Origin of the sequence: Marihabitans asiaticum (assembly GCF_007828725.1) — a bacterium.
GTDB classification, from domain to species: domain Bacteria; phylum Actinomycetota; class Actinomycetes; order Actinomycetales; family Dermatophilaceae; genus Marihabitans; species Marihabitans asiaticum.
In genome coordinates, this window is record NZ_VIUW01000003.1 from 136996 (window position 1) to 160053 (window position 23058).

The window sequence follows — 23058 nt, forward strand, 5'->3', positions numbered from 1 at the left end:
CCGTCACACCCAGATCGCGGCGGGCAGACCGTCGGAGAAGACCTCCGGCGGATCGGGGAGCGAGTGCGCCGACCCCTGCGCGACCCGCAGCGCCGTCCACGCGGCAGCGCAGGCGTCGAGGACGTCGTCCGGACCGTAGCCCGACCCGGACAGGACCGACGGTGCGGCCAGGCCGACCGATGCCAGGGCGTCGAGGCGAGCGGACACCCCTTCGTCCTCCTTCTTACGCGCGCGGATCGGTGCGCCCGTCATCTGCGCGAACGCGACCTCGGGGTGGACCTCGACCACCCGCAGACCGGGGTGGGCGTGCACGAGGCTCTCGGCCTCCCGGATCTTCGGCGCGAGCGCCCAGGCCTGGCGGGACAACCCGTGCCCGGTGGCCGAGCGATGGGCCGCATTGGCCTCGTCGTAGGTCTCCCTCCCGATCGCCGCCCGGGACGGTGCGGCGAAGACGCAGCTGCTTCGGCCCGGCAGGGCGGTGCGCGCCTGCTGGTCGGCGAGCCGGGTGGTGCTGTCCGGCAGACCGATCGGTATGTCGATGCCGACCACGGCAGGGGTGAGTGCCTCCCGCGCCATCTCCACGAGGGAGTCGAGCTGAGCGGCGACGAGCACCCTCGGCCTCGGCGCGGCCGGGCTGAGGAGCGCACCGACCCACCCGGCGCGGCAGCCGTCGACACCGAGGACGGGGTGGCTCAGCTCGATCTGGTCAGGCCCGGCGGTCTGCACGCCGGGCAGGAACCCCTGGAGCATCGCCTCGTAGGCCCGTACCTGCTCCAGCTCGTCGCGCACCGCGCTCTCGGTGTCGCGGCGACCGAGGATCTCGACCAGCCGGTCCCGCCAGAATTCGGATGCCACCGGCCCATCATGACAATGCGCTCGGGCATAGCATCGGGACATGCCAGCAGTCACGCAGAAGTCCGCCCTCGAGTACGCCCCGACCCAGTTCTACATCGGTGGGGAGTGGCGCGACGGCGCCAGCGGCCAGGCGTTCGAGGTGCATGACCCCGCCACCGGTCGCACCCTGACCGAGGTCGCGGACGGCACGACCGCCGACGGGGCTGCCGCGCTCGACGCCGCGGTCGCCGCGCAGGCTGACTGGGCCGCGACGCCCCCGCGGGAGCGCAGCGAGATCTTGCGCGCGGCGTACGAGCGGGTGGCCGAGCTCACCGAGACGTTCGCGATGCTCATGACCCTCGAGATGGGCAAGCCGCTTGCCGAGTCCCGCGGCGAGGTCGCGTACGGCAACGAGTTCTTCCGTTGGTTCGCCGAGGAAGCCGTTCGGATCCACGGCCGCTACGCCGTCGCTCCTGCCGGCGGTACCCGGGTGATGACGACGAAGCAGCCGGTCGGTCCGGTCTTCGCGATCACGCCGTGGAACTTCCCGCTCGCGATGGGCACCCGCAAGATCGGCCCGGCGCTCGCTGCGGGGTGCACGATCGTGGTCAAGCCGGCGAGCGAGACCCCGCTGACGATGCTGGCGCTGGCCAAGGTCTTCGAGGAGGTCGGACTGCCTGCGGGCGTGCTCAACGTCGTGACGACGAGCCACTCCAGTGATGTCTCCGAGCCGATCATCCGCGACCCGCGGCTGCGCAAGCTGACCTTCACCGGCTCGACCGGCGTGGGCAAGAAGCTCGTCGAGCAGTCCTCGGAGCAGCTGCTCCGCCTCTCGATGGAGCTCGGCGGCAACGCGCCCTTCCTCGTCTTCGACGACGCCGACATCGACGCCGCGGTCGAGGGCGCGATGCTGGCCAAGATGCGCAACATCGGCGAGGCGTGCACGGCGGCGAACCGCTTCATCGTCCACGAGAGCGTGGCGGAGGAGTTCGCCGAGAAGTTCGCCAAGAGGATGAAGGCGCTGACCGTCGGCAAGGGCACGGCGAAGGGGGTCGACGTCGGCCCGCTCATCACCGAGAAGGCGCGCGACGGGGTGTCTGAGCTCGTCGAGGACGCGGTCGGCAAGGGCGCCCGCTGCCTCCTCGGCGGTGAGGTGCCGTCCGGCAAGGGCCACTTCTACCCGCCGACCGTCCTCGTCGACGTGCCGAAGAACGCGCGCCTCATGCGCGAGGAGATCTTCGGCCCGGTCGCGCCGATCACGACCTTCGCCACCGAGGACGAGGCGGTCACCTTGGCCAACGACACCGAGTTCGGGCTCGTCGGCTACGTCTACACCCGCGACAACGCCCGCACGATCCGCGTCGCGGAGGCCCTCGAGTACGGCATGGTCGGCGTCAACCAGGGCGTCGTCTCCAACCCGGCCGCCCCCTTCGGCGGGGTCAAGCACTCCGGCTACGGCCGCGAGGGCGGCTTCGAGGGGATCGAGGAGTACCTCGAGACGAAGTACATCGGCCTCGCCCTCTGACCCAAGAAGGCGGTGCTCAGTCGCCGGCCCGCGCACCTCGCAGTCCGGGGCGAGCTACCGCTTCGTGACCCTCCGGCCCAGCAGCGCTGCGAGCTGGTCGATCGCGGGTGCGTCCTGCGGCGCCGACTGAGGGGGCGCGAAGGGGGAGCGCTCGGCCGGGACCATCGCGAGCGCCTGTCGTGAGAATGGCACCAACGGGGCGATGAGCTCGTCCACGAACGGGCCCGGCTGGCCGATCGCCTGAGCAAGGTCCCAGCCGTGGACCGCCGCCTCCACCGCGGCGAGCTGGACGGCAACGACCGACGGGACCGTGCCGACAGGTACGTCGACCGTGCCAGCGAGTGCGCCCTCGGCGTCCAAGGTGTCCAGCAATCGGCCGGCCAGGGTCTCGAAGGACTCGGCCCCGGAGGTCGGGGCGCCGAATGCGGCGGTGTACCTCTCGAACGAGTCGCAAAGGTGCTGCGAAAGTGCTTCGACGTCCCACGGCGCGCACGGCGTCGACCGGCGCTGCTGCGCAGGGGTGATCACCGAGACGATCTGGGCGGTGACGTGCGTCGCGTGCTTCAGCGAGGGGAGGGGGCTGGGGGTGCTCATCGGTGGCTCCTTGATGGAAGAGGACACACGAACTGCGTGAACTTGAAAAAATAAAGTACGGAGACGCGAATGACAAGTGGTTGCGACCTATGCTTGCTGGCATGCGCTCCTACGGGCAGTACTGCGCCATCGCCAAGGCGCTCGATGTCGTCGGTGACCGATGGTCCCTCCTCATCGTTCGAGAGCTCTGGTACCGGGGCCCGAGCCGATTCACCGATCTGCGTGGCGGGCTGCCGGGCATCGCGACCAATCTGCTGACGACCCGGCTGCAGGACCTCGAGAGAGGTGAGGTGCTCGTGCGCGTGTCAGCGCCGCCACCCGCTCCTGCCTCGACGGTGCTCTACTCGCTCACCGACCGCGGTCGAGAGCTGCGCTCGGTCCTGACGTCGCTGGCCTCGTTCGGCGCCCCGCTGGCCCGTCGGTACGACGAGGGTGAGCACTTCCGCCACCACTGGCTGCACATGCCGGTCATGGCCTACCTGCGCGACCACGATCCGAACGGACCACGGAAGTGCCTGCGGGTGGGCACGGCAGAGGACGGCCTCGACGTTCTCGTCTGTGCCGGCGACCTCAGCGTGTCGATCGCGGACGCGAGCGTCACCCCTGATGCTCAGATGACCGGTCCGCCGGACACCCTTGTCGCCCTGATCAACGGCCGGCACACCCTGGCTGAGGCGCGCGACCGCGGGCTAGAAGTCACCGGAGACAGCTCTCTCCTCGGTCGAATCTGGGGTGCGTCCGAAGGCCCAGCGGGAGCCGGCCGTCGTGGGGGCTCGACGGAGCCTCAGACCGCGGGCGTATCGAAGTAGGACCGCCGCTCGACCACCCGGCCATCGCCGTCGTAGCGCAGGAAGTCGGCGAAGCCGAGCCGTGCCGTCGAGCCGTCCTTGAGCTCGCCCTCGAAGCGCCCCCGCACCGCGACCCGGTCGCCGTCGACGAGTAGGTCCTCGACGGTATGGGCGCCGTACTCGATGACCCGCTCGCCGCCGTAGAACTCCCGCAGCGCCTCGCGCCCGACCATCGGCGGGTACCCGGGCCGCCAGTACGTCGCCTCCGGGGCGAACCAGTCGATGACGCCGTCGACGTCTCCGGCGTCGACCATGGCGTAGTAGCGCAGGGTCGTGGCCGTCAGGTCCGCGCTCATCGCCGGTGGCTCTCGATGTGCGCGGCGGCCAGGTCCAGCGCCGCCCGGACCGGCGTCACGTCCCGCTCGTCTGCGCCGACGAGCACCTGCTCGACCCGGTCGCCGATGCGCTCGAGCCGGTCTCGCAGCTCCTCCTCGCTCCACCCGACCTGACCGGCGTGCACCTGGATGACGCCGCCTGCGTTGGCCATGAAGTCCGGGACGAAGGTCACGCCGGCGGCCGCCAGCTGCTGGGCGACCTCGGGGGTGTCGAGGGTGTCGTTCGCGGCGCCGGCGACGACCGAGGCCTTGAGGTCGGCGACGTTGTCGCTGGTGATCACCCGGGCGACCGCGCACGGCGCGAGGACGTCGCAGTCGGCGGCGATGACCTCATCAGGGGCGACGGTCGTCCCCCCGACCGACTCGGCGACAGCCGCCGCGCGCGGGGGGTCGATGTCGGAGACCGTCACTTGTGCACCATCGGCGGCGGCCAGCGCAGCGAGCGCCGCCCCGACGTGCCCGGCACCCTGGACGAGCACCCGGACCCCGTCCATGCCGCTGCCGAGCCGGTGGCGCACCCCGGCGCGCATCGCGGCATACGCACCGGCCGCGGTGTACGGCCCGGGATCGACCTCGTCGCAGAACGCCCGGGCGCCGGCGTCACGGATCGTCTGCATGTCGCTCATCGTCGTGCCCATGTCGACCCCGGGGATGTACGTTCCCCCGGTGCGAGCGATGAACCTGCTGTAGGCCTCCATCAGCCGGACCCGCTCGGGCGAGCCGTCCAGGGGCAGCGGCCCGTCGGCGATGACCACCGACTTCGCCCCGCCGTACGGCAGGTCCGCCAGCGCGTGCTTGAGCGTCATCGCGGCAGCCAGCCGCTGCGCCTCGGCGACAGCCGCGGCCTGGCTCGGGTAGGGGCGCCACCGCACCCCGCCGAAGCCGGGCCCGAGCGTGGTGTCGTCGATAGCGATGACGGCCCGCAGTCCGGTCGCGTCGTCGCGGCAGGTGATGACCTGCTCGCCGGCGAAGAGGTCGAGGGCGTCCGGTGTCGTCGAGCTCATCCATGCAGTGTGTCACTGGCCATCACGGGTCAGACTGACCCCATGAGTCGCACCTGGAGGACCCGGCTGCAGCTGATCGCCGGGCTGGCCCTGATCGTCCTCGCGGCCTGGATCGTCTGGAGCGGCACCAGTGGCACCAGTGGCACCAGTGACGCCGGCCGGCCGAGCGAAGGGGGCGGGGTCCCCCCTTCGTCGTCCTCGACCACCTCGGGCGAAGGGGGAGCCGCCACCGGCCGCAGGACGATCACCGAGTCCGAGCTCCCGCCCGAGGGGCGGGAGACCCTCGCCCTGATCCGTACCGGCGGCCCCTTCCCGTACGACCGGGACGGCGCGACGTTCTTCAACCGCGAGCGTCTGCTGCCCCACCAGCCTCGCGGCTACTACGCCGAGTACACGGTGCCGACCCCGGGCGAGGATGACCGGGGCGCGAGACGCCTCGTCGTGGGGGAGGCCGGCGAGGTCTACTACACCGACGACCACTACTCCAGCTTCGCGGCGGTCCAGGAGGAGCGATGATCCGGCTCGAGCCCGACGGGGTGGACCAGCTGCTGCTCGAGGCGATGTACGGCCGGGTCCACCTGCACGTCGTCGACGGCGGATTCGACCGGGACAGCACCTACGACGCTTTCGTCGAGACCTTCGACCTGCCGGAGCACTTCGGGCACAACCTCGACGCCCTCTACGACTGCCTGCTCGACGTCGCCTCGCGGCATGTCGGAGCGTGGACGCTGCTGTGGCGGCCGACCCCTGGCGGCGAGCAGGATCGTGGTCTCATGGGCGTCCTCGGGGACGTCGAGCTGGAGAGCGAAGGCCTCACCGTCGCGGTCTCGGTGCCGGCGGGGCACGCGCGAGCCGGTGCGTCATGATGGCTCGGTGACGACTCCGAGCCAGACCCAGGTGACCCTGAGCCAGGTGATGAACGCGACGGAGGCCAACCTCCTCGGGACCATCCACGGCGGCAACATCATGAAGGCGGTCGACGACGCTGCCGGGTCGGTCGCCAACCGCTTCGCGAAGGGGCCGGCGGTCACCGCGGCGATGGACGAGATGACCTTCCTCGTCCCGGTGCGCGTGGGCGACATCCTCCACGTCGACGCGCGGGTCAACTGGGCCGGGCACAGCTCGGTCGAGGTCGGGGTCCGGGCCGAGGTCGACCGGTGGGACGAGGTGAGCGAGCGCACGCACGTCGCGACCGCCTACCTCGTCTTCGTCGCGGTCGACGAGGACGGCTCGCCGCGCCCGGTCCCCGAGCTGGAGCTGGAGAGCGAGGAGGACCAGCGGCGCTTCCGCGAGGCGCAGATCCGCCGGCGCCACCGTCTCGCCCGCCGGGAGGCGATCCGGGCCTCGCGCGACGAGAGCGGCGAAGGGGGCGAGCCGTGAGCCGCCGCCGCGTCACCCTGCTCGGGTCGACCGGCTCCATCGGCACGCAGGGGCTCGAGGTGATCGCCGCCCACCCCGACCGGTTCGAGGTCAGCGCGCTTGCCGGCGGCGGCAACATCGCGCTGCTCGCGGAGCAGGCCGCGCGGTTCCGCCCCGGTGTCGTCGCAGCGGCCAGCGGGTCGGCTGACGAGCTGCGCGCGGCGGTCCGGTCGGCGCTCGAGGCGACGGGGGCGACCGGGGCGACCGGGTACGAGCCCGAGGTGATCGTCGGGCCGGAGGCGGCGACCGAGGTCGCCGGGCGCGACGTCGACGTCGTCCTCAACGGGATCACCGGGGCGATCGGGCTGCGCCCCACACTGGCCGCGCTGCGCGCGGGCGCCACCCTCGCGCTGGCGAACAAGGAGTCGCTCATCATCGGCGGCCCGCTCGTGCACGACCTAGCCGGCCCGGACCAGATCGTGCCGGTCGACTCCGAGCACTCCGCCATCGCCCAGTGCCTGCGCGGCGGGCGGTCCGGGGAGGTGCGCCGACTCGTCGTCACCGCCAGCGGCGGCCCCTTCCGTGGTCGTTCCCGTGACCAGCTGGCCGAGGTGACGCCGAGCGAGGCCCTGGCTCACCCCAACTTCGCCATGGGCCGGGTCATCACGACGAACTCCGCCACCCTGGTCAACAAAGGGCTCGAGGTGATCGAGGCGCACCTGCTCTTCGACATCCCCTTCGAGCGGATCGACACCGTGGTGCACCCGCAGCAGCAGATCCACTCGATGGTCGAGTTCCACGACGGCTCGACGATCGCGCAGATGGGCCCGCCGCGGATGCTCGTGCCGATCGCCCTCGGGCTGTCCTGGCCGGAGCGGCTCGAGGACGTCGACGAGCCGTGCGACTGGACCCAGGTGCAGAGTTGGGACTTCGCGCCGATCGACGACGAGGCATTCCCCGCGGTCCGGCTGGCGCGCCAGGTCGGTGCGGCCGGCGGGACCCACCCGGCGGTCTACAACGCGGCCAACGAGGTCGCGGTCGACGCCTTCCACGACGGCGCGCTCTCCTTCGTCGGCATCGTCGACACCGTGGCTGCCGTGGTCGAGCGGCATGACGACGCCCGCTTCGACGCGCACTCGGTCGACGGGGTCATGGCCGCCGACGCGTGGGCGCGAGAGACGGCGGCGAAGATCGTCTCGGGGTGAGACGATGGGCGCCATGCTGTACGTCGCAGGGGTGATCATCGTCTTCGTGGGCATCGCGCTGTCCATCGCCCTGCACGAGATCGGTCATCTCGTGCCCGCGAAGCGCTTCGGAGTGCGCGTGCCGCAGTACATGGTCGGCTTCGGCCCCACGGTGTGGTCGCGGCGGCGGGGCGAGACCGAGTACGGCGTCAAGGCGATCCCGCTCGGCGGATACATCCGGATGATCGGGATGTTCCCGCCCAAGGCGGGTGACGAGCCCGGCCAGGTGCGGACGTCGAGCACGGGTCGCTTCAGCCAGCTCGCCGACGAGGCCCGCGCCCAGTCCTTCGAGGAGCTGCGGCCGGGGGACGAGCACCGCCTCTTCTACCGGCTGTCCGTGCCGAAGAAGATCACGGTGATGATGGGCGGGCCGCTGATGAACCTGCTCATCGCCTTCGTCCTCTTCACCGGGATCTTCACCCTCTACGGCACGATGCAGGCCACGTCGACGATCTCCGGAGTCAGCGAGTGCGTCGACACGACCCGGGTCGGGCAGACCGCCGCGCAGGAGTGCACCCCTGACATGCCGGCCGCACCGGCCAACGAGGCCGGCCTACGGCCTGGGGACACCATCACCGCGATCAACGGCACGCCGATGAGCTCGTGGGAAGAGATCCGGGCGGCGATCCGCGACAGCGCCGGGCGTGAGATGACCATGGTCGTCGAGCGTGCCGGGCGGTCGGAGACCCTCACGGCGACCCCGATCCGCCTCCAGCAGCCCGTGCTCGACGACGTCGGCGGCTACGAGCGCACCGCGACCGGCGAGTACGTCACCGAAGAGGTCGGCTTCCTCGGCGCCTCGCCGACCGCCGAGCGGGTCACCCAGCCGGTCACGGCGGTCCCCGGGCTCTTCGGCGACATGCTGGCCCGGACCTTCGGGGTGGTGCTGGAGATCCCGCAGAAGATGGTCGGGGTGTACCAGGCCGCCTTCGGGGGGCAGGAGCGCGACCCGGAGGGGCCGATGTCGGTCGTCGGGGTCGGCCGGGTCGCCGGCGAGGTGGCGAGCTCGGAGGAGTTCGGCACCCCGACCGAGAAGCTCATGATGATCGTCAGCCTCCTCGCCTCGCTCAACCTCATGCTCTTCGCCTTCAACATGCTGCCCCTGCTGCCGCTGGATGGCGGGCACGTCGCGGGCGCCGCCTGGGAGGGCCTGAAGAAGACCTGGGCGCGCGTGCGGGGCCTGCCCGAGCCGGCACCGGTCGACGTCGCGAAGGCCCTGCCCCTCGCCTACACCGTGGCGATGGCCTTCATCGTCATGACCGGCCTGCTCATCTACGCCGACGTGGTCAAGCCGATCCGCCTGCTCTGACTAGCGCGGCTCAGCAGCTGGTCAGGCTGGGATGGATAATGGTGGGCATGACTGTCTCGCTCGGCATGCCGAAGGCCCCGGACCCCGTCCTCTCGCCGCGACGGCAGACGCGACAGATCAAGGTCGGCGCGGTCGGCGTCGGCAGCGAGTCGCCGATCTCGGTGCAGTCGATGACGACCACCCCGACGACTGACATCAACTCCACCCTGCAGCAGATCGCCGAGCTGACCGCCGCGGGCTGCGACATCGTCCGGGTCGCCTGCCCGAGCCAGGACGACGCCGACGCGCTGCCCGCGATCGCCGCGAAGTCGCCGATCCCGGTGATCGCCGACATCCACTTCCAGCCCAAGTACGTCTACGCCGCGATCGACGCCGGCTGCGCCGCCGTGCGGGTCAACCCCGGCAACATCCGGAAGTTCGACGACCAGATCGCCGAGATCTCGCGGCGGGCCGAGGCGGCCGGGGTCTCGATCCGGATCGGTGTCAACGCCGGCTCCCTGGACAAGCGGCTGCTCGAGAAGTACGGCAAGGCCACCCCCGAGGCCATGGTCGAGTCCGCCGTGTGGGAGGCCAGCCTCTTCGAGGAGCACGGCTTCCGCGACTTCAAGATCTCGGTCAAGCACAACGACCCGGTGACGATGGTGCGCGCCTACGAGCTGCTCGCCGAGCGCGGCGACTGGCCGCTGCACCTGGGGGTCACCGAGGCCGGACCCGCGCTGCAGGGCACGGTCAAGTCCGCCACCGCCTTCGGCGCCCTCCTCTCCCGAGGCATCGGCGACACCATTCGTGTCTCGCTCTCGGCGCCGCCGGTCGAAGAGGTCAAGGTCGGCACCCACATCCTCCAGTCCCTGGGACTGCGCCCCCGCAAGCTCGAGATCGTCTCCTGCCCCAGCTGCGGCCGGGCTCAGGTCGACGTCTACAAGCTCGCCGACGAGGTGACCGCCGGACTCGAAGGGATGGAGGTCCCCCTGCGCGTCGCCGTCATGGGGTGCGTCGTCAACGGCCCCGGTGAGGCCCGCGAGGCCGACCTCGGCGTCGCCTCCGGCAACGGCAAGGGGCAGATCTTCGTCAAGGGCGAGGTGATCAAGACCGTGCCCGAGTCCCAGATCGTCGAGAGCCTCATCGAGGAGGCGATGCGGATCGCCGAGGAGATGGGCGAGCCGGTCGACGGCGAGGGAGACGGCGAAGGGGTGGCTAAGCCCACCGTGACCGTCGGCTAGCGGCCTAGGCTGCCAGGGTGCTGCGCACCCGATCTCCGGTCAGGATGCTCACGGTCGAGGACCGTGACGCGGCCCTGGAGCTGTGCGCCCAGGACCCGGCGGCCAACGTCTACGTCGCGAGCCGGATCCTCGACGGCGCGATGGGTTTCGGCAGCACCGCCGTGACCGGCTACTTCGAGGACGCCCGCCTGCGCTCGATGGTCTGGACCGTCGCCAACGTCGTGCCGGTCGAGACCGACGAGCGGGCGCGTGCCGCGCTGGCCGACCGGGTGCGCAAGGTGCGCCGACGCTGCGCCTCCTTCCTCGGTCCGCAAGACCAGGTCATGGGCCTGTGGGGAGTGGCCTCGGCCGACTACCCCTCACCGCGCGCGGTGCGCGCCACCCAGCCACTGCTCGGCACGCGCGTCCCGCCGTCGGCGCTCGGCGTCCCCCTGGACCACCGGGTCCGTCCGGGGGTCGAGGCCGAGGCCGAGCTCGTACTGCCCGCCGCGACCGACATGTTCACCGAGGAGATCGGCTACCCGCCCTACCAAGGCTCACCGACCTTCTACCTCGACAGCCTGCGGACCCTGCTCCGCCGCCGTCGCACCTACGTCGTCATCGAGCACGGCGAGGTGATCTTCAAGGCCGACGTCGGGTCCGTGGCCCTCGGCTGCGCCCAGATCCAGGGGGTCTGGCTGCACCCGCGGCTGCGCGGGCAGCGGGCCGCCGCGCCGATGATGGCGTCGGTGATCGAGCAGACGATGGCCGAGCACGCCCCCTTCGTCACCCTCTACGTCAACGACTTCAACGCGGCCGCGCTCGCGACGTACCGGCGGGTGGGCATGGAGCAGATCGGCACCTTCGCGACGGTCCTCTTCTAGCCGCTGCCGGCGGCTGCGTAGATTGGGCCCATGAGCGCACCGCTGGACAAGCCCATCCTCGGCCTGGCCGGTCTCTTCCTCACCTCGGGAACCCTGCACATGGTGCGCCCCGAGGTCTTCGAGGCGATCGTCCCGCGACCGTTGAAGGGGTACCAGCGCGAGCTGGTCTACGCCTCCGGCGTGGCCGAGATCGGCTGCGGGCTCGGCCTGCTGCACCCGCGGACTCGCCCGGCGGCCGGCCTGGCCAGCGCCGCGCTGCTCGTCGCGGTCCTCCCCGCCAACATCCAGATGAGCCTCGACCACGGCGCCCGGGCGCGACGCAAGGCCACACCGGGGGCGCGCGCAGCCTTCGCCGGGACGATCGCCCGGCTGCCCCTGCAGTGGCCGATGATCCGCACCGCGCTGAGGGCCGCCGGTCGGCGGTGAGCCGTGAGCCAGCTCGAGTGGTCGCCGCTCACCGAGGCCGACCTGCCCGCAGTAGCCCAGGTGGCCGGCGCCTGCCTTGCGGCCGACGGAGGACTGCCCGACCTGGCTGACCCCGAGCGCCTCCGCTCGCTGCTGCTCACCGAGCGCGGCATCGTCGGTCGCGACGCCGCGGGCGAGGTCGTCGCCGCAGCCGCCCTCGGGTGGGAGGCGGGGAAGCTCAGCGTCGCCGGCCTGGTCGACCCGGGCGCGCGGCGCCAAGGTATCGGCGGGGCTCTTGTCGACTGGGCGCGGACCGAGGCTGCCGGCCGGCCGCTGCGAGTCATCGCCGAGACCGTCGGACCCGATACCGAGGAGCTCTTCGCCGCCGTTGGCCTGCACCGGGTCTTCGCCGAGACGGTGATGCGACACGACCTGCGCCACATCCCCTTCGTCCGGCTGCCGCACGGAGTGGTCAGCCTGCCCTTCACCGACGACACCTCGACGGCCTTCGAGCACGCGTACGACCGCTCCTTCGCCGACCAGCCGGGCTATCGGGAGGATCACCACCGGGCCTGGGGGGCGCAGATGCGTGAGCAGGAGGGGTTCTTGCCGGAGGAGTCCCGGGTCGCGGTCGACCAGGCGGGTCACGTCGCCGGCTTCGTCACCGTCAGCGGTCGGTGGATCGAGGAGGTCGGGGTCGTGCCCGAGTGGCGCGGCCGTGGCCTGGGCGCCCACCTCGTCGTGCGCAGCCTGGCCTCGATCAGGCGAAGGGGGCAGCCCTCGGCCTGGTTGTGCGTCGGGTCGCAGAACCCTGCACGTGTGCTCTACGAGCGGCTCGGGTTCACCACCTACGGGACGAGAGCTCGATACGAGGAGGTGGCCGGATGAGCCAGGCCGAGGGACCAGCGGTCGAGGTCAGCGAGGAGGTCCTCGAGGCCCTGCGCGGAGCGTCCCGGGTCGTCGCGCTGACCGGTGCCGGGATGAGTGCCGAGTCCGGCGTGCCGACCTTCCGCGACGCCCAGAGCGGGCTGTGGGAGCAGTTCGACCCCAGCCAGCTCGCGACGCCGGAGGCGTGGCGAGCCGATCCCCCCTTCGTCTGGGCCTGGTACGCCTGGCGGGTCGGTCTCGTCCGGTCCGTCCAGCCCAACCCGGGCCACTGTGCGCTCGCCGAGCTCGCGGACCTGCGCGAGGTCGCCGTGGTCACCCAGAACATCGACGACCTGCACGAGCGGGCGGGGTCGACGGTGCTCGCACACGTGCACGGGTCGCTGCTCGACTTCCGCTGCATGGACTGCGGCGCACCGTACGACGGCGAGATCGAGGTCCCGACCGAGCCGGTTGAGCGGCTCGACCCGCCGACCTGTCCGGAGTGCCAAGGGGACATCCGCCCCGGTGTCGTCTGGTTCGGCGAAGAGCTGCCGCGGGCCGCCTTCGACGACGCTGTCGCCGCGCTCGAGGCGCTCGGGCCGGGGGACGTGTGCCTTGTCGTCGGCACCTCCGGCATCGTCTACCCCGCAGCGGGCCTGCCTGCGGTCGCGCTGTCCGCAGGGGCGACCGTGGTCGAGGTCAACCCGCAGGAGACCGACGTCTCGGACATGTGCCACCTCCACGTGCGAGACACCGCCGCCCGGGTGCTTCCGACCCTGGTGGAGCGGGTCCGGTCTGGCTGACCGGACGCGACGAGGCTCGGTCGACCGTTCGTCTGATGTTCCCCGGGATCTGCGAAGGGGTGGGGGAGCCGTTCGTCTGAGGTTCCCCGGGGAGCTGCGAAGGGGTGGAGGAGCCGTTCGTCTGAGGTTCCCCGGGGAGCTGCAACGGGCGGGGGCGGATATCGTGGCGGGCGGCGTCTCACCCCCTTCGCCCCCTGACACCCAAGGAGCACCCCGCCGTGGTCATGCGCATGTCCAACCTCTTCCTCCGCACCCTCCGCGAGGACCCGGTGGACGCCGAGCTGCCGGGGCACAAGCTGCTCGTGCGGGCCGGGTACATCCGCCGCGCCGCCCCGGGCATCTACTCCTGGATGCCGCTGGGCATGCGAGTGCTGCGCAAGATCGAGGGCATCGTGCGCGAGGAGATGGACCAGATCAGCCAGGAGCTGAGCTTCCCCGCGCTGCTGCCCAAGGAGCCCTACGAGGCGACCAACCGGTGGACCGAGTACGGGCCCAACCTCTTCCGCCTCCAGGACCGCAAGGGCGCCGACATGCTGCTCGGCCCCACCCACGAGGAGATGTTCACCCTCGCGGTCAAGGACGTCTGCACCTCGTACAAGGACCTGCCGCTGAGCCTGTACCAGATCCAGACGAAGTACCGCGACGAGGCGCGGCCGCGCGCCGGGGTGCTGCGCGGTCGCGAGTTCATCATGAAGGACAGCTACTCCTTCGACGTCGACGAGGCCGGCCTGAGCAAGGCCTACGACGCCCACCGCGACGCCTACATCAAGATCTTCGACCGGCTCGGCTTCGAGTACGTCATCGTCCAGGCCGACTCCGGGGCGATGGGAGGCTCGGCGAGCGAGGAGTTCCTCGCGGTCAACGACGGCGGCGAGGACACCTTCGTGCGCGACGACCAGGGCTACGCGGCCAACGTCGAGGCCGTCGACATCCCGCAGGCCCCGCCCGTCGAGGTCACCGCAGGCCCGGCCCACGTCGAGGACACCCCCGACACCCCGACCATCGAGACCCTCGTCGCCGCGCTCAACCGCGACCACCCGCGCGAGGACGGCCGCGACTGGACCGCGGCCGACACGCTGAAGAACGTGCTCGTCATGCTCAAGCACCCGGCCGACGCGGGTGATCCCGAGCACCCGCAGGGCCGACGCGAGCCGCTGGCGATCGGGCTGCCCGGCGACCGCGAGGTCGACCCCAAGCGGCTCGAGGTCAAGGTCGCCCCGGCCGAGGTCGTCGCCTTCGAGGAGAAGGACTTCGCGGCCTACCCTGCCCTGGCGAAGGGGTACATCGGCCCCGGGGTGCTCGGCGAGGACAAGCCGAGTGGCATCCGCTACCTCCTCGACCCCAGCGTGGCGGAGGGCAGCGCCTGGGTGACCGGTGCCGACGAGCACGGCAAGCACGTCATCGACCTCGTCCACGGGCGCGACTTCACCGCCGACGGCACCATCCAGGCCGCGGTGATCCGCGAGGGCGACCTCGGCCCCAACGGCACCGGGCTCACCCTGGCCCGCGGCATCGAGATGGGCCACATCTTCCAGCTCGGCACGAAGTACGCCGAGGCCCTCGGCCTGCAGGTCCTGGATGCGGGCGGCAAGCTCGTCACGGTGCACATGGGCTCCTACGGCGTCGGGGTCACCCGCGCCGTCGGCGTCATCGCCGAGGACAACCTCGACGAACGGGGCCTGATCTGGCCGCGCGAGGTCGCCCCCTTCGATGTCCACGTCGTCGCCGCCGGCAAGGGCGAGGAGCTCTTCACCACCGCGGCCGAGCTCTGCGCCTCCCTCGAGGCGAAGGGGGTGGAGGTCCTCTACGACGACCGCGCCGGCAAGGTCAGCCCCGGGGTGAAGTTCAAGGACGCCGAGCTGCTCGGCGTGCCGACGATCCTCGTCGTCGGCAAGGGCCTGGCTGACGGGGTCGTCGAGATCAAGGACCGCCGCAGCGGCACGAGCCGCGAGGTGGCCCTGGAGTCCGCAGTCGAGGAGGTCGCGCGCGAGGTCCGGGGCGGATGAGCCGCGAGGAGGACCGAGCCCGCACCGTCTCGGCGGACCGACCCGAGCCGGGTCCGGTCGAGGCGGTCGTCTTCGACTGGGGCGGCACGCTCACCCCCTGGCACACGATCGACCTCGGTGAGCAGTGGCGGGTCTTCGCCCGCGAGGTGCACGGGATCCCGGTCGACTCCGCGGACGTCCCCGAGGAGGACCTTGCCCGGGCGCACGAGCTGGCCGAGCGGATCGCCGCCGTCGAGGCCGATGCCTGGCAGCGCACGAAGGGGGAGAGCTCCAGCGCACACCTCGACGACATCCTCCGCGAGGCCGGGGTCGACCCGCGGCACGACCGGCACCACCTAGCGCTGGCGGCGTACCGCCGCTTCTGGGAGCCGCACACCTTCACCGACCCGCAGGTCCGCCCGCTGTGGGAGGCGCTCAAGGCGCTGGGGCTGCGCGTCGGGGTGCTCTCGAACACCATCTGGAGCCGCGAGTACCACCGGGGGGTCTTCGAGCGCGACGGGGTGCTCGACCTGCTCGACGCCGATGTCTACTCCAGCGAGATCGCCGTGACCAAGCCGCACGCGGAGGCGTTCGGCGCGGTGTGCTCCGCGCTGGGTGTCCACCCCACCCGGGCCGTCTACGTCGGCGACCGCCTCTTCGAGGACGTGCTCGGCCCGCAGGAGGTCGGGATGCGGGCGATCTGGGTGCCGCACAGCGACATCCCTCGTGAGCAGCAGGTGGCCCTCGACGTCACCCCCGACGCCGTCGTCGACGAGCTGCGCGAGATCGAGGCCGTGGTGCGCGGCTGGCTGGGCTGAGCGCCCGAGTGGACATCGCTCTCGAGACCCTGCTCTGGGTCGGGCTCGCCGGCCTCACGGCCGGCTGGGTCGACGCGGTCGTCGGAGGCGGGGGACTGATCCAGCTGCCGGCCCTGCTCCTCGGGCTGCCGAACGCGACCCCGGCGCAGCTTCTCGCGACGAACAAGTTCGGCTCGATCTTCGGGACGACGACGAGCTCGATCACGTACTACCGCCGGGTGCGCCCCGACCTGCGCACCGCGCTGCCGATGGCCGCGGTGGCCTTCGTCGGCTCGGCGCTCGGCGCACTCATCGCGCTGCACATCCCCAAGGAGGCGTTCAACCCGATCATCCTCGTCCTCCTCGTCGCCGTCGGCGCGTGGACGCTGCTCAAGCCGTCGCTCGGCACGAGCACTGCGCTGCGGTTCGACGGCCGCCGGCACACCGGCGTGGCGATGCTCACCGGCTTCTCCATCGGCGTCTACGACGGAGCGCTCGGGCCGGGCACCGGGTCATTCCTCGTCTTCGCCCTCGTCGGGCTCATGGGCTACGCCTTCCTCGAGGCGAGCGCCAAGGCCAAGATCACCAACGTGGCGACCAACCTCGGCGCGCTCGCCGTCTTCGCCCCGGGCGGGCACGTGGTCTACCAAGTGGGTCTGGTGCTCGGGGCCGCCAACCTCGTCGGCGGGTACCTCGGCGCGCGCACCGCGGTGCGATTCGGCAGCGGCTTCGTCCGCGGCGTCTTCGTCGTCGTGGTCGCCGCCTTCATCATCCGGATCGGTGGTCAGCTCCTCGGGCTCTGGGGCTGAGCGGCGAGCAGCCACAGCGCGGCGAAGGGGGGCAGCCACACCTGGTCGTCCCCACCCCAGGGGATCGGGTCGCCGGTGATCTCGTCTACCGCGTCTGCCACGCCGAGGTCGCGCACCCGGTGGCCGGGCCACGGTCGCCAGCCCCCGGTGACGTTGTAGACCTGGACCATTCGGCCGAGGGGGTGCTCTCTGGCGAGGACGAGGACGCCGGGGTTGTCAACCGGCTGGACCTGGGTCTCGACGCTGGCGTGCAGGTGCGGCAGGCCGGCTCGGGTCGCGACGAGGTGACTCAGGTCCGCCATGACCTGCCCCGGCACGGTGGTCGGGTCGGCCGCGCGGGCGAGCCGAGCATCATCGAGTGCGGGCCGCCCCGCCCAGCGGTTGTCCGCGGCGTGGCGGGGGTCCTGCGCCCACTGCTCGTCGTTGGGCTGGGCGATCTCGTCACCGGACCAGATCACCGGGATCCCGCCGTAGCCGAGGACCACCGCGTGCGCCAGCCGGAGCGCGGCGACGGGTGCGCTCCCCCCTTCGCGCTCGGCCCGGGCCACCCCGATGAGCGAGGCCGCCGTCCCCGAGGTGCGCCGGTCACCGGTCTCGAGGTTCTCCTGGAAGGTCAGCCCCTCCGCCGCCGATCCGGGGAAAGCGCCGGTGTACCAGTCCGCGAGGAAGTGGCGGTGCCCCGGGCCGGTGACGCCGACCGCGCCGGCGAGGTCGTCCTCGATCGCCCAGCCGATGTCGTCGTGGCAGCGCAGGTAGGTGATCCAGGTCGCGGCGGCCGGCTTGGGCGGCAGCGAGCTGAGCGTGTGCGCGGCGAGGCGGACGTCCTGCGCTGCGAGCATCGACCAGACCTGGACCATGAGCGTGTTGTGGTAGGCCAGCTCGCTCACCCGCCCGCTGTGCGCACCCTGCCCGAGGTAGGGGAGCAGCTGGCTCGGCGCGACGATCGCCTCGGCCTTGAAGGCCACGGCAGGGCAGACGATACGGGCCAGCGCCCGGAGCACCTGGGTGATGGTGTGCACCTCGGGCTCACCCTGGCAGGTGGTGCCCATGCGCTTCCACATGAAGGCGATCGCGTCGAGCCGTAGGACCTCGACGCCATGGTTGGCCAGCTCGAGGACGACCTCGGCCAGCTCGAGGAGCACCTCGGGGTTGGACCAGTTGAGGTCCCACTGCCAGGAGTTGAAGGTCGTCCACACCCAGCCGTCGAGCTCGTCGTCCCAGGTGAAGGACCCCGGAGCGAAGTCAGGGAAGACCTCGATCAACGTCTCCTCGTAGGCGTCCGGCATTGTCCGGTCGGGGAAGACGTGGAAGTACTGCCGGTACTGCTGCTCACCGGACCGTGCCCGGCGCGCCCACTCGTGCTCCCTCGCGACGTGGTTGAGCACGAGGTCGGCGACCAGGCTGATGCCCTGCCCGCGAAACGTCGCGGTGAGCGCCGCCAGGTCGTCCATGGTGCCCAGGTCCTCGCGGACTCGGGTGTAGTCGGAGATGGCATAGCCACCGTCGTCGGCGCCGTCGCGGGTTGCCATGAAGGGCATGAGGTGCAGGTACCGCACCCCGAGGCTGCTCAGGTGGTCGACCCGGTCGGCGACGCCTCGCAGATCGCCGGCGAAGCGGTCGACGTAGCAGGCGTAGCCGATCATCGTCGGGTCCTGCAACCAGTCCGGTCGCAGCATCCGCTCCAGGTCGAGTCGGTGCAGCTCGTCGCTGCGCTCGGCGTAGGCGCGCTCGGCCAGCGTGACGAGCCGGGCGGTCAGGGAGTCCGCGGCATCGCCGTAGAGCGTGACCAGTCCGGCTCGCAGGTCGGGCTGCCACCGACGCACGCGTGCAGCGAGCATCTCGCGCCGCTCGGGCGGGACGGGGGTGGTCGGCATCTCCCGATCCTCCCAGGTGGATCACTACGGTGAGAGGCAGGAGGCTCTCTCATGACAGCTCGCACCGTCGCACAGAAGCTCCTCGCCGACCACCTCGTCTCGGGCGAGATGACGCCAGGGGAGGAGATCGGTCTGCGGATCGATCAGACCCTGACCCAGGACGCCACCGGCACCCTGGTCATGCTCGAGCTCGAGGCGCTCGGGCTGCACCGGACCCAGGCGGAGGTCTCGGTCCAGTACGTCGACCACAACCTGCTGCAGACCGACGAGCTCAACGCCGAGGACCACGCCTTCCTCCGATCGGCGTGCGAGCGGTTCGGGCTGTGGTTCTCCGGGCCCGGCAACGGCGTGTCGCACCCCACCCACATGCAGCGCTTCGGCATCCCGGGCAAGACCATGGTCGGATCCGACAGCCACACGCCTGCTGCCGGGTCCCTCGGCATGCTCGCGATCGGCGTCGGGGGCATCGAGGTGGCCAGAGCGATCGCCGGTGAGCCGTTGATGATCTCGATGCCGGAGGTCTGGGGCGTGCGCCTGACCAACGAGCTGTCCGACTGGGTGAGCGCCAAGGACGTCATCCTCGAGATGCTGCGTCGTCACGGCGTCAACGGCGGCACCAACCGGATCATCGAGTACTACGGTCCCGGGCTGGAGACCCTCACGGCGATGGACCGGCACGTCATCGCCAACATGGGAGCCGAGCTGGGGGCGACCACGACCGTCTTCCCCTCCGACGAGCGGGTGCGCGAGTTCCTCGCCGGTGAGGGGCGCGAGAGCGACTACGTCGAGCTGGTGGCCGACGAGGGCGCGGAGTACAACGTCCACGAGGAGATCGACCTCGCTGCCGTCGAGCCGCTCATCGCCCTGCCGAGCTCTCCGGGCAACGTCGTGCCCGTCCGCGAGGTCGCCGGCAAGGACGTCGAGCAGGTCGTCATCGGCTCCTCCGCCAACCCCGGTCTGCGCGACTTCGCCGTCGCGGCGGCGATCGTCAAGGGACGGCAGGTGGCCGACCACGTCTCGTTCGACGTCAACCCGACCTCGCGGCAGGGCCTGCAGGACCTGATGAAGATGGGCAGTGCGTTCGACCTCGTCGCCGCCGGTGCGCGCCTGCACCAGTCCGGCTGCATGGGCTGCATCGGGATGGGCCAGGCCCCCTCGAGCGGCGGCAACAGCCTGCGCACCATGCCCCGCAACTTCCCCGGACGGTCCGGGACCGCCGACGACCAGGTCTTCCTCTGCTCGCCGGAGACCGCGGCCGCGTCGGCCCTGCGCGGCGTCATCACCGACCCGCGCGACCTGCCCGACCTGATCGGGCTGAGCCACCCCGTCCTGTCCCTGCCGACGCTCTCGAGCGTCAACACCGAGATGCTCGTGCCGCCGCTGCCCGAGGAGGAGGCGCAGCAGGTCGAGCTGGTCAAGGGCGACAACATCTCGACGATGCCCGAGCTGGACCCCCTGCCCGACCGTCTCGAGCTCGCCGTCGAGCTGGTCGTCGGTGACAACATCTCGACCGACGGCATCCTGCCCGCCGGGGCAAAGGTGCTGCCGTACCGCAGCAACATCCCCAAGCTCGCCGAGTTCACCTTCTCGGGCATCGATCCCGAGTACGCCCAGCGGGCCGCCGCCCGGCGTGACGAGGGCGGGCACGCCATCGTCGGCGGCGCGAACTACGGGCAGGGGTCCTCGCGCGAGCACGCCGCCATCGCGCCACGCCACCTCGGGATGCGCCTGGTCCTGGCGGTCTCCTTCGCGCGGATCCACTGGCAGAACCTCGCGAACTTCGGGATCCTCGCCCTCGAGCTGACCGATCCCGCCGACCGCGACGCCGTCGAGCTCGGTGACGTCCTCGTCGTCGAGGACGTGGGCGAGGCGCTGGCGGCCGGCCACGAGCTGACCGTCCGGAACGACACCCAGGGGACGGAGTACCGGGTGCGGCACCGCCTCTCGACCCGGCAGGTGGAGATGGTCCGAGCGGGCGGGCTCATCCCCTGGTTACGGGCGAAGGAGGACTGACCACTCAGTCGTCGAGGGCCTTGATGATCGTCACGGCAAGGCTCACGCGGGCGGCGTCGTCGTCGCGAGTCGCCCACATCGCGTTCACCACCTCGCGCACGACGGTCCAGCCCCGCATCGCCTCCCACGAGATCTCGCCGACCTCGCAGAGGATCTCGGCCCGCCGCCGCACGAGGTAGCGGAAGGAGGACCCGGTGCCCATCTCCTCGGCCCGGTTCCACAGCATCGGCGCGATCTCGAAGGCGGGATGGCCGGCCATCGGCTTGGGGTCGATCGCCACCCAGTCGGTGCCGTCGGAGAGGACGTTCTCGTAGTGCAGGTCGCCGTGCAGCAGCGTCGCGTCGCACGAAGGATCGCTGATGAGGTCGCGGACGAGCGAGCCGGCCCGGCTCGCCATCCGGGGTGGCAGAGCGGCGTCGCCGATCACCTCTGCCTGTCGGCGCGCCCAGGAGGAGAGTCGGGGGGCCTGGGCGAAGGGGGTGACGTGCAGCTGTCCGAAGAGTCCGCCGACGATCTCGCACGCCTGCTCGTCCCAGGCCTGCGTGAGGTCCTCGTCGGTGAGCCGCTCCAGGAGCAACGCCCCTCGGGCCGGGTCGGCCCGCAGGAGGGTGACCGCGCCGGCGCCACCCCAGTGCCTCAGGGCTAGGTGCTCGGTGGCCGACTCGTGGTGCGGCCAGCCGATCTTGAGCGCCGCGCCGCGGGCCGGCAGGTCCTCACCGGTGACCGGGACGACGACGGCGTATCGGCCGTGACGGGTCGGGCCGCTCGGGACGAGACCCCACTCGCCGAGCAGCTCGCGCAGCAGGCGCGGCAGCCGGTCGGCCCACTCGGCGCCGCTCGGCCCACCCTCGGCGGGCAGGGCGCGGATTTGACGGTCGAAGTCGGTCGGGACGAGGTCACCCATCGCCACCACGTCATCCCAGGTCGAGGTGGAGCTCGGGTACGGACAGGTCACGGTCCGCCCCACGGTCGAGGACGTCGACCGTCCAGCTCACGACCTCGTGCGCGGCGCTGCGGTCGTCGGCGAGCTCCGCGAAGAGGCCCAGGTACGAGCGGGCCAGTCGGGCGAGGAGCGCACCGGAGAGCGCGCGTGCCTCGCCGGCGGTGCCGACCTGCTCGTCGAGCTGGTAGCCGAGGGGGGCGTCCTCGCCGCCGTCCTCACCCGCGCTCACCTGGCGGGTCCGCAGCCGGTCGAGCAGCTCGACGTCCTGCTCGACCTCCCCACGCAGCCGCTCGTCCCCCTTCGCCCCCGCCACGGTCAGGCCCCAGATGGCCGCGCGCGTCGCAGAGGCCGCCTGGGCGGCGGCCGGAGCGGCGACCCAGGTCCGTTCGTCGTCGTCCGCGGTCCACAGCTCGCGCTGGCCGTGGCGCAGCCGCGAGACGCACAGCCGGCCGACCTGGGGGAGCAGGGGTGAGGGGCAGGTGCGCAGCGCCGCCTCGTGGGCGGCGATGTCCTCGCCGACCGTGGGGGTGGGACGCCTGCGAGCGGCCGTGATCGAGGCCTCCGGCACTCGCAGCTCGGCCAGCGCTTCCGCCAGCAGGTCGGCTCGCTCACCCGCTCCCGCGTCCTGCTGGTGGGTGGTCGCGGCGAGCACGGTGAGGAGGGCGGCCTCTCCGTCGACCGGCTGTCGGGTCGGGACGAAGGGGAGGTTCGGCGCGTCCTCCTCGAGGCGCACGCCGCAGCCGGTTGCGGTGAGAAGCGCGGCGCCGACCGTCAGGAGGGCCGCGCGACGGGTCGGGGCTGGTGGGTGCACGCCGCCCATGGTCCCACCTCGGCGTCTGCGGCTAGAGTGGCGTGTCCACCGGACGAGCGGTGAGTGACACCTGACAGCTGCACACAGGAAGGGCGCCTCGATGAGCCTGGAGCACGACCTCGAGACGCACGTCGCCGACGCCCTCGGCGGCTCGGTCACCGTCGAGGAGGTCACGGTGACCCCGGCCGGACGCCGCCGCGTGGTGCGGGTCACCGTCGACCGGCCCCTCCCCGGGGCCGAGGGCTCCGACCCGGTCCCGCCGCTGTCCCTGGACGAGGTGTCCGAGGCGACCCGAGCCGTCAGCGAGGTGCTCGACGGCACCGACCTGCTCGGACAGCAGCCCTACACCCTCGAGGTCACCACCCCGGGGATCGGTCGCCCGCTCACGACACCGGAGCACTTCCGGCGCAACGTCTCCCGGATGGTCGAGGTCGAGCGCCTGGACGGCGACGCGCCGGTCACCGGGCGGGTCGTGCGCGTCACGGCCGACCGGGTCGAGCTCGAGACCCGTGCAGAGCGCAAGAAGCCCGCCACCGTGGTCGAGATCCCCTTCGCCGAGGTCCGTCGCGGCACGGTCCAGGTGGAGTTCAACCGCACGGACGAGGAAGGACGCTGA

General features: G+C 71.7%; 24 protein-coding genes. 17 read left to right on the plus strand and 7 right to left on the minus strand.

The annotated features are described in order from the left end of the window. Positions 1-3 precede the first annotated feature (3 nt). On the minus strand, positions 4-855 hold the full coding sequence (locus tag FB557_RS08810) for a DUF429 domain-containing protein (RefSeq protein ID WP_144857254.1): 852 nt from the start codon (positions 853-855) through the stop codon (positions 4-6). A 40-nt stretch (positions 856-895) separates the two neighbouring features. Here FB557_RS08810 and FB557_RS08815 point away from each other — a divergent pair, with 40 nt between their 5' ends. Beyond that, positions 896-2359, plus strand: a complete 1464-nt coding sequence (locus tag FB557_RS08815; RefSeq protein WP_144857255.1) for an NAD-dependent succinate-semialdehyde dehydrogenase — start codon at positions 896-898, stop codon at positions 2357-2359. Positions 2360-2413: 54 nt separating this feature from the next. Here the strand turns inward: FB557_RS08815 and FB557_RS08820 are convergent, their stop codons facing one another. Beyond that, positions 2414-2953 (minus strand): TIGR03086 family metal-binding protein, encoded by a 540-nt coding sequence (locus FB557_RS08820; protein WP_144857256.1) that lies wholly within the window; start codon positions 2951-2953, stop codon positions 2414-2416. 101 nt (positions 2954-3054) lie between these two features. Here FB557_RS08820 and FB557_RS08825 point away from each other — a divergent pair, with 101 nt between their 5' ends. Further along, positions 3055-3762 (plus strand): winged helix-turn-helix transcriptional regulator, encoded by a 708-nt coding sequence (locus FB557_RS08825; RefSeq protein ID WP_144857257.1) that lies wholly within the window; start codon positions 3055-3057, stop codon positions 3760-3762. On the opposite strand, the gene FB557_RS08830 is transcribed toward FB557_RS08825, so the two are convergent. Both FB557_RS08830 and FB557_RS08835 read right to left on the minus strand, forming a co-directional pair. Further along, positions 3738-4097, minus strand: a complete 360-nt coding sequence (locus FB557_RS08830; protein WP_144857258.1) for a nuclear transport factor 2 family protein — start codon at positions 4095-4097, stop codon at positions 3738-3740. The genes FB557_RS08825 and FB557_RS08830 overlap by 25 nt on opposite strands. Continuing rightward, complete coding sequence (locus tag FB557_RS08835) at positions 4094-5140, minus strand: Glu/Leu/Phe/Val dehydrogenase dimerization domain-containing protein (RefSeq protein WP_144857259.1); 1047 nt, start codon at positions 5138-5140, stop codon at positions 4094-4096. The genes FB557_RS08830 and FB557_RS08835 overlap by 4 nt, the downstream gene beginning before the upstream one ends. Before the next feature lie 42 nt (positions 5141-5182). On the opposite strand from FB557_RS08835, the gene FB557_RS08840 reads away from it, so the two are divergent. From FB557_RS08840 to FB557_RS08900, 13 genes are all read left to right on the plus strand, one after another. After that, positions 5183-5656, plus strand: coding sequence for a guanyl-specific ribonuclease (locus FB557_RS08840; protein ID WP_144857260.1), 474 nt, complete (start codon positions 5183-5185; stop codon positions 5654-5656). Continuing rightward, complete coding sequence (locus tag FB557_RS08845) at positions 5653-6006, plus strand: barstar family protein (RefSeq protein ID WP_144857261.1); 354 nt, start codon at positions 5653-5655, stop codon at positions 6004-6006. The genes FB557_RS08840 and FB557_RS08845 overlap by 4 nt, the downstream gene beginning before the upstream one ends. A gap of 7 nt (positions 6007-6013) precedes the next feature. Further along, positions 6014-6520 (plus strand): acyl-CoA thioesterase, encoded by a 507-nt coding sequence (locus FB557_RS08850; protein ID WP_211356529.1) that lies wholly within the window; start codon positions 6014-6016, stop codon positions 6518-6520. Beyond that, on the plus strand, positions 6517-7704 hold the full coding sequence (gene dxr, locus FB557_RS08855) for a 1-deoxy-D-xylulose-5-phosphate reductoisomerase (RefSeq protein WP_144857262.1): 1188 nt from the start codon (positions 6517-6519) through the stop codon (positions 7702-7704). The genes FB557_RS08850 and dxr overlap by 4 nt, the downstream gene beginning before the upstream one ends. Before the next feature lie 4 nt (positions 7705-7708). After that, positions 7709-9052, plus strand: coding sequence for a M50 family metallopeptidase (locus FB557_RS08860; RefSeq protein WP_246074622.1), 1344 nt, complete (start codon positions 7709-7711; stop codon positions 9050-9052). Positions 9053-9099: 47 nt separating this feature from the next. Continuing rightward, positions 9100-10272: a flavodoxin-dependent (E)-4-hydroxy-3-methylbut-2-enyl-diphosphate synthase gene (ispG, locus tag FB557_RS08865; protein WP_144857263.1), complete on the plus strand. Its 1173-nt coding sequence runs from the start codon at positions 9100-9102 to the stop codon at positions 10270-10272. A 17-nt stretch (positions 10273-10289) separates the two neighbouring features. Continuing rightward, entirely contained in the window at positions 10290-11135 is an 846-nt protein-coding gene (locus FB557_RS08870; protein WP_246074624.1) for a GNAT family N-acetyltransferase, read from the plus strand. Between the two features lie 30 nt (positions 11136-11165). Beyond that, positions 11166-11561, plus strand: a complete 396-nt coding sequence (locus tag FB557_RS08875) for a DoxX family protein (RefSeq protein ID WP_144857264.1) — start codon at positions 11166-11168, stop codon at positions 11559-11561. Between the two features lie 3 nt (positions 11562-11564). Then, a complete protein-coding gene (locus FB557_RS08880) occupies positions 11565-12428 on the plus strand; it encodes a GNAT family N-acetyltransferase (RefSeq protein ID WP_144857265.1) in 864 nt (287 codons plus the stop codon). Further along, positions 12425-13210 carry an SIR2 family NAD-dependent protein deacylase gene (locus FB557_RS08885; RefSeq protein ID WP_144857266.1) on the plus strand — a complete coding sequence of 262 codons (786 nt, stop codon included), beginning with the start codon at positions 12425-12427 and terminating at the stop codon, positions 13208-13210. Before FB557_RS08880 ends, FB557_RS08885 begins: the two co-directional genes overlap by 4 nt. A gap of 224 nt (positions 13211-13434) precedes the next feature. Continuing rightward, on the plus strand, positions 13435-15216 hold the full coding sequence (locus FB557_RS08890) for a proline--tRNA ligase (RefSeq protein WP_144857647.1): 1782 nt from the start codon (positions 13435-13437) through the stop codon (positions 15214-15216). After that, positions 15213-16013 carry an HAD family hydrolase gene (locus tag FB557_RS08895; protein ID WP_144857267.1) on the plus strand — a complete coding sequence of 267 codons (801 nt, stop codon included), beginning with the start codon at positions 15213-15215 and terminating at the stop codon, positions 16011-16013. The genes FB557_RS08890 and FB557_RS08895 overlap by 4 nt, the downstream gene beginning before the upstream one ends. Before the next feature lie 8 nt (positions 16014-16021). Next, positions 16022-16801 carry a sulfite exporter TauE/SafE family protein gene (locus FB557_RS08900; RefSeq protein ID WP_144857268.1) on the plus strand — a complete coding sequence of 260 codons (780 nt, stop codon included), beginning with the start codon at positions 16022-16024 and terminating at the stop codon, positions 16799-16801. On the opposite strand, the gene FB557_RS08905 is transcribed toward FB557_RS08900, so the two are convergent. After that, positions 16777-18675, minus strand: a complete 1899-nt coding sequence (locus tag FB557_RS08905; RefSeq protein ID WP_144857269.1) for an amylosucrase — start codon at positions 18673-18675, stop codon at positions 16777-16779. The genes FB557_RS08900 and FB557_RS08905 overlap by 25 nt on opposite strands. Before the next feature lie 51 nt (positions 18676-18726). Here FB557_RS08905 and FB557_RS08910 point away from each other — a divergent pair, with 51 nt between their 5' ends. Continuing rightward, positions 18727-20688: an aconitate hydratase gene (locus FB557_RS08910; RefSeq protein ID WP_144857270.1), complete on the plus strand. Its 1962-nt coding sequence runs from the start codon at positions 18727-18729 to the stop codon at positions 20686-20688. A gap of 4 nt (positions 20689-20692) precedes the next feature. On the opposite strand, the gene FB557_RS08915 is transcribed toward FB557_RS08910, so the two are convergent. Both FB557_RS08915 and FB557_RS08920 read right to left on the minus strand, forming a co-directional pair. Then, positions 20693-21592 carry an aminoglycoside phosphotransferase family protein gene (locus tag FB557_RS08915; RefSeq protein ID WP_144857271.1) on the minus strand — a complete coding sequence of 300 codons (900 nt, stop codon included), beginning with the start codon at positions 21590-21592 and terminating at the stop codon, positions 20693-20695. Positions 21593-21602: 10 nt separating this feature from the next. Next, a complete protein-coding gene (locus FB557_RS08920; RefSeq protein WP_144857272.1) occupies positions 21603-22451 on the minus strand; it encodes a hypothetical protein in 849 nt (282 codons plus the stop codon). Between the two features lie 91 nt (positions 22452-22542). Between FB557_RS08920 and FB557_RS08925 the strand changes: the two genes are divergently transcribed. Then, on the plus strand, positions 22543-23058 hold the full coding sequence (locus FB557_RS08925) for a ribosome maturation factor RimP (protein ID WP_144857273.1): 516 nt from the start codon (positions 22543-22545) through the stop codon (positions 23056-23058).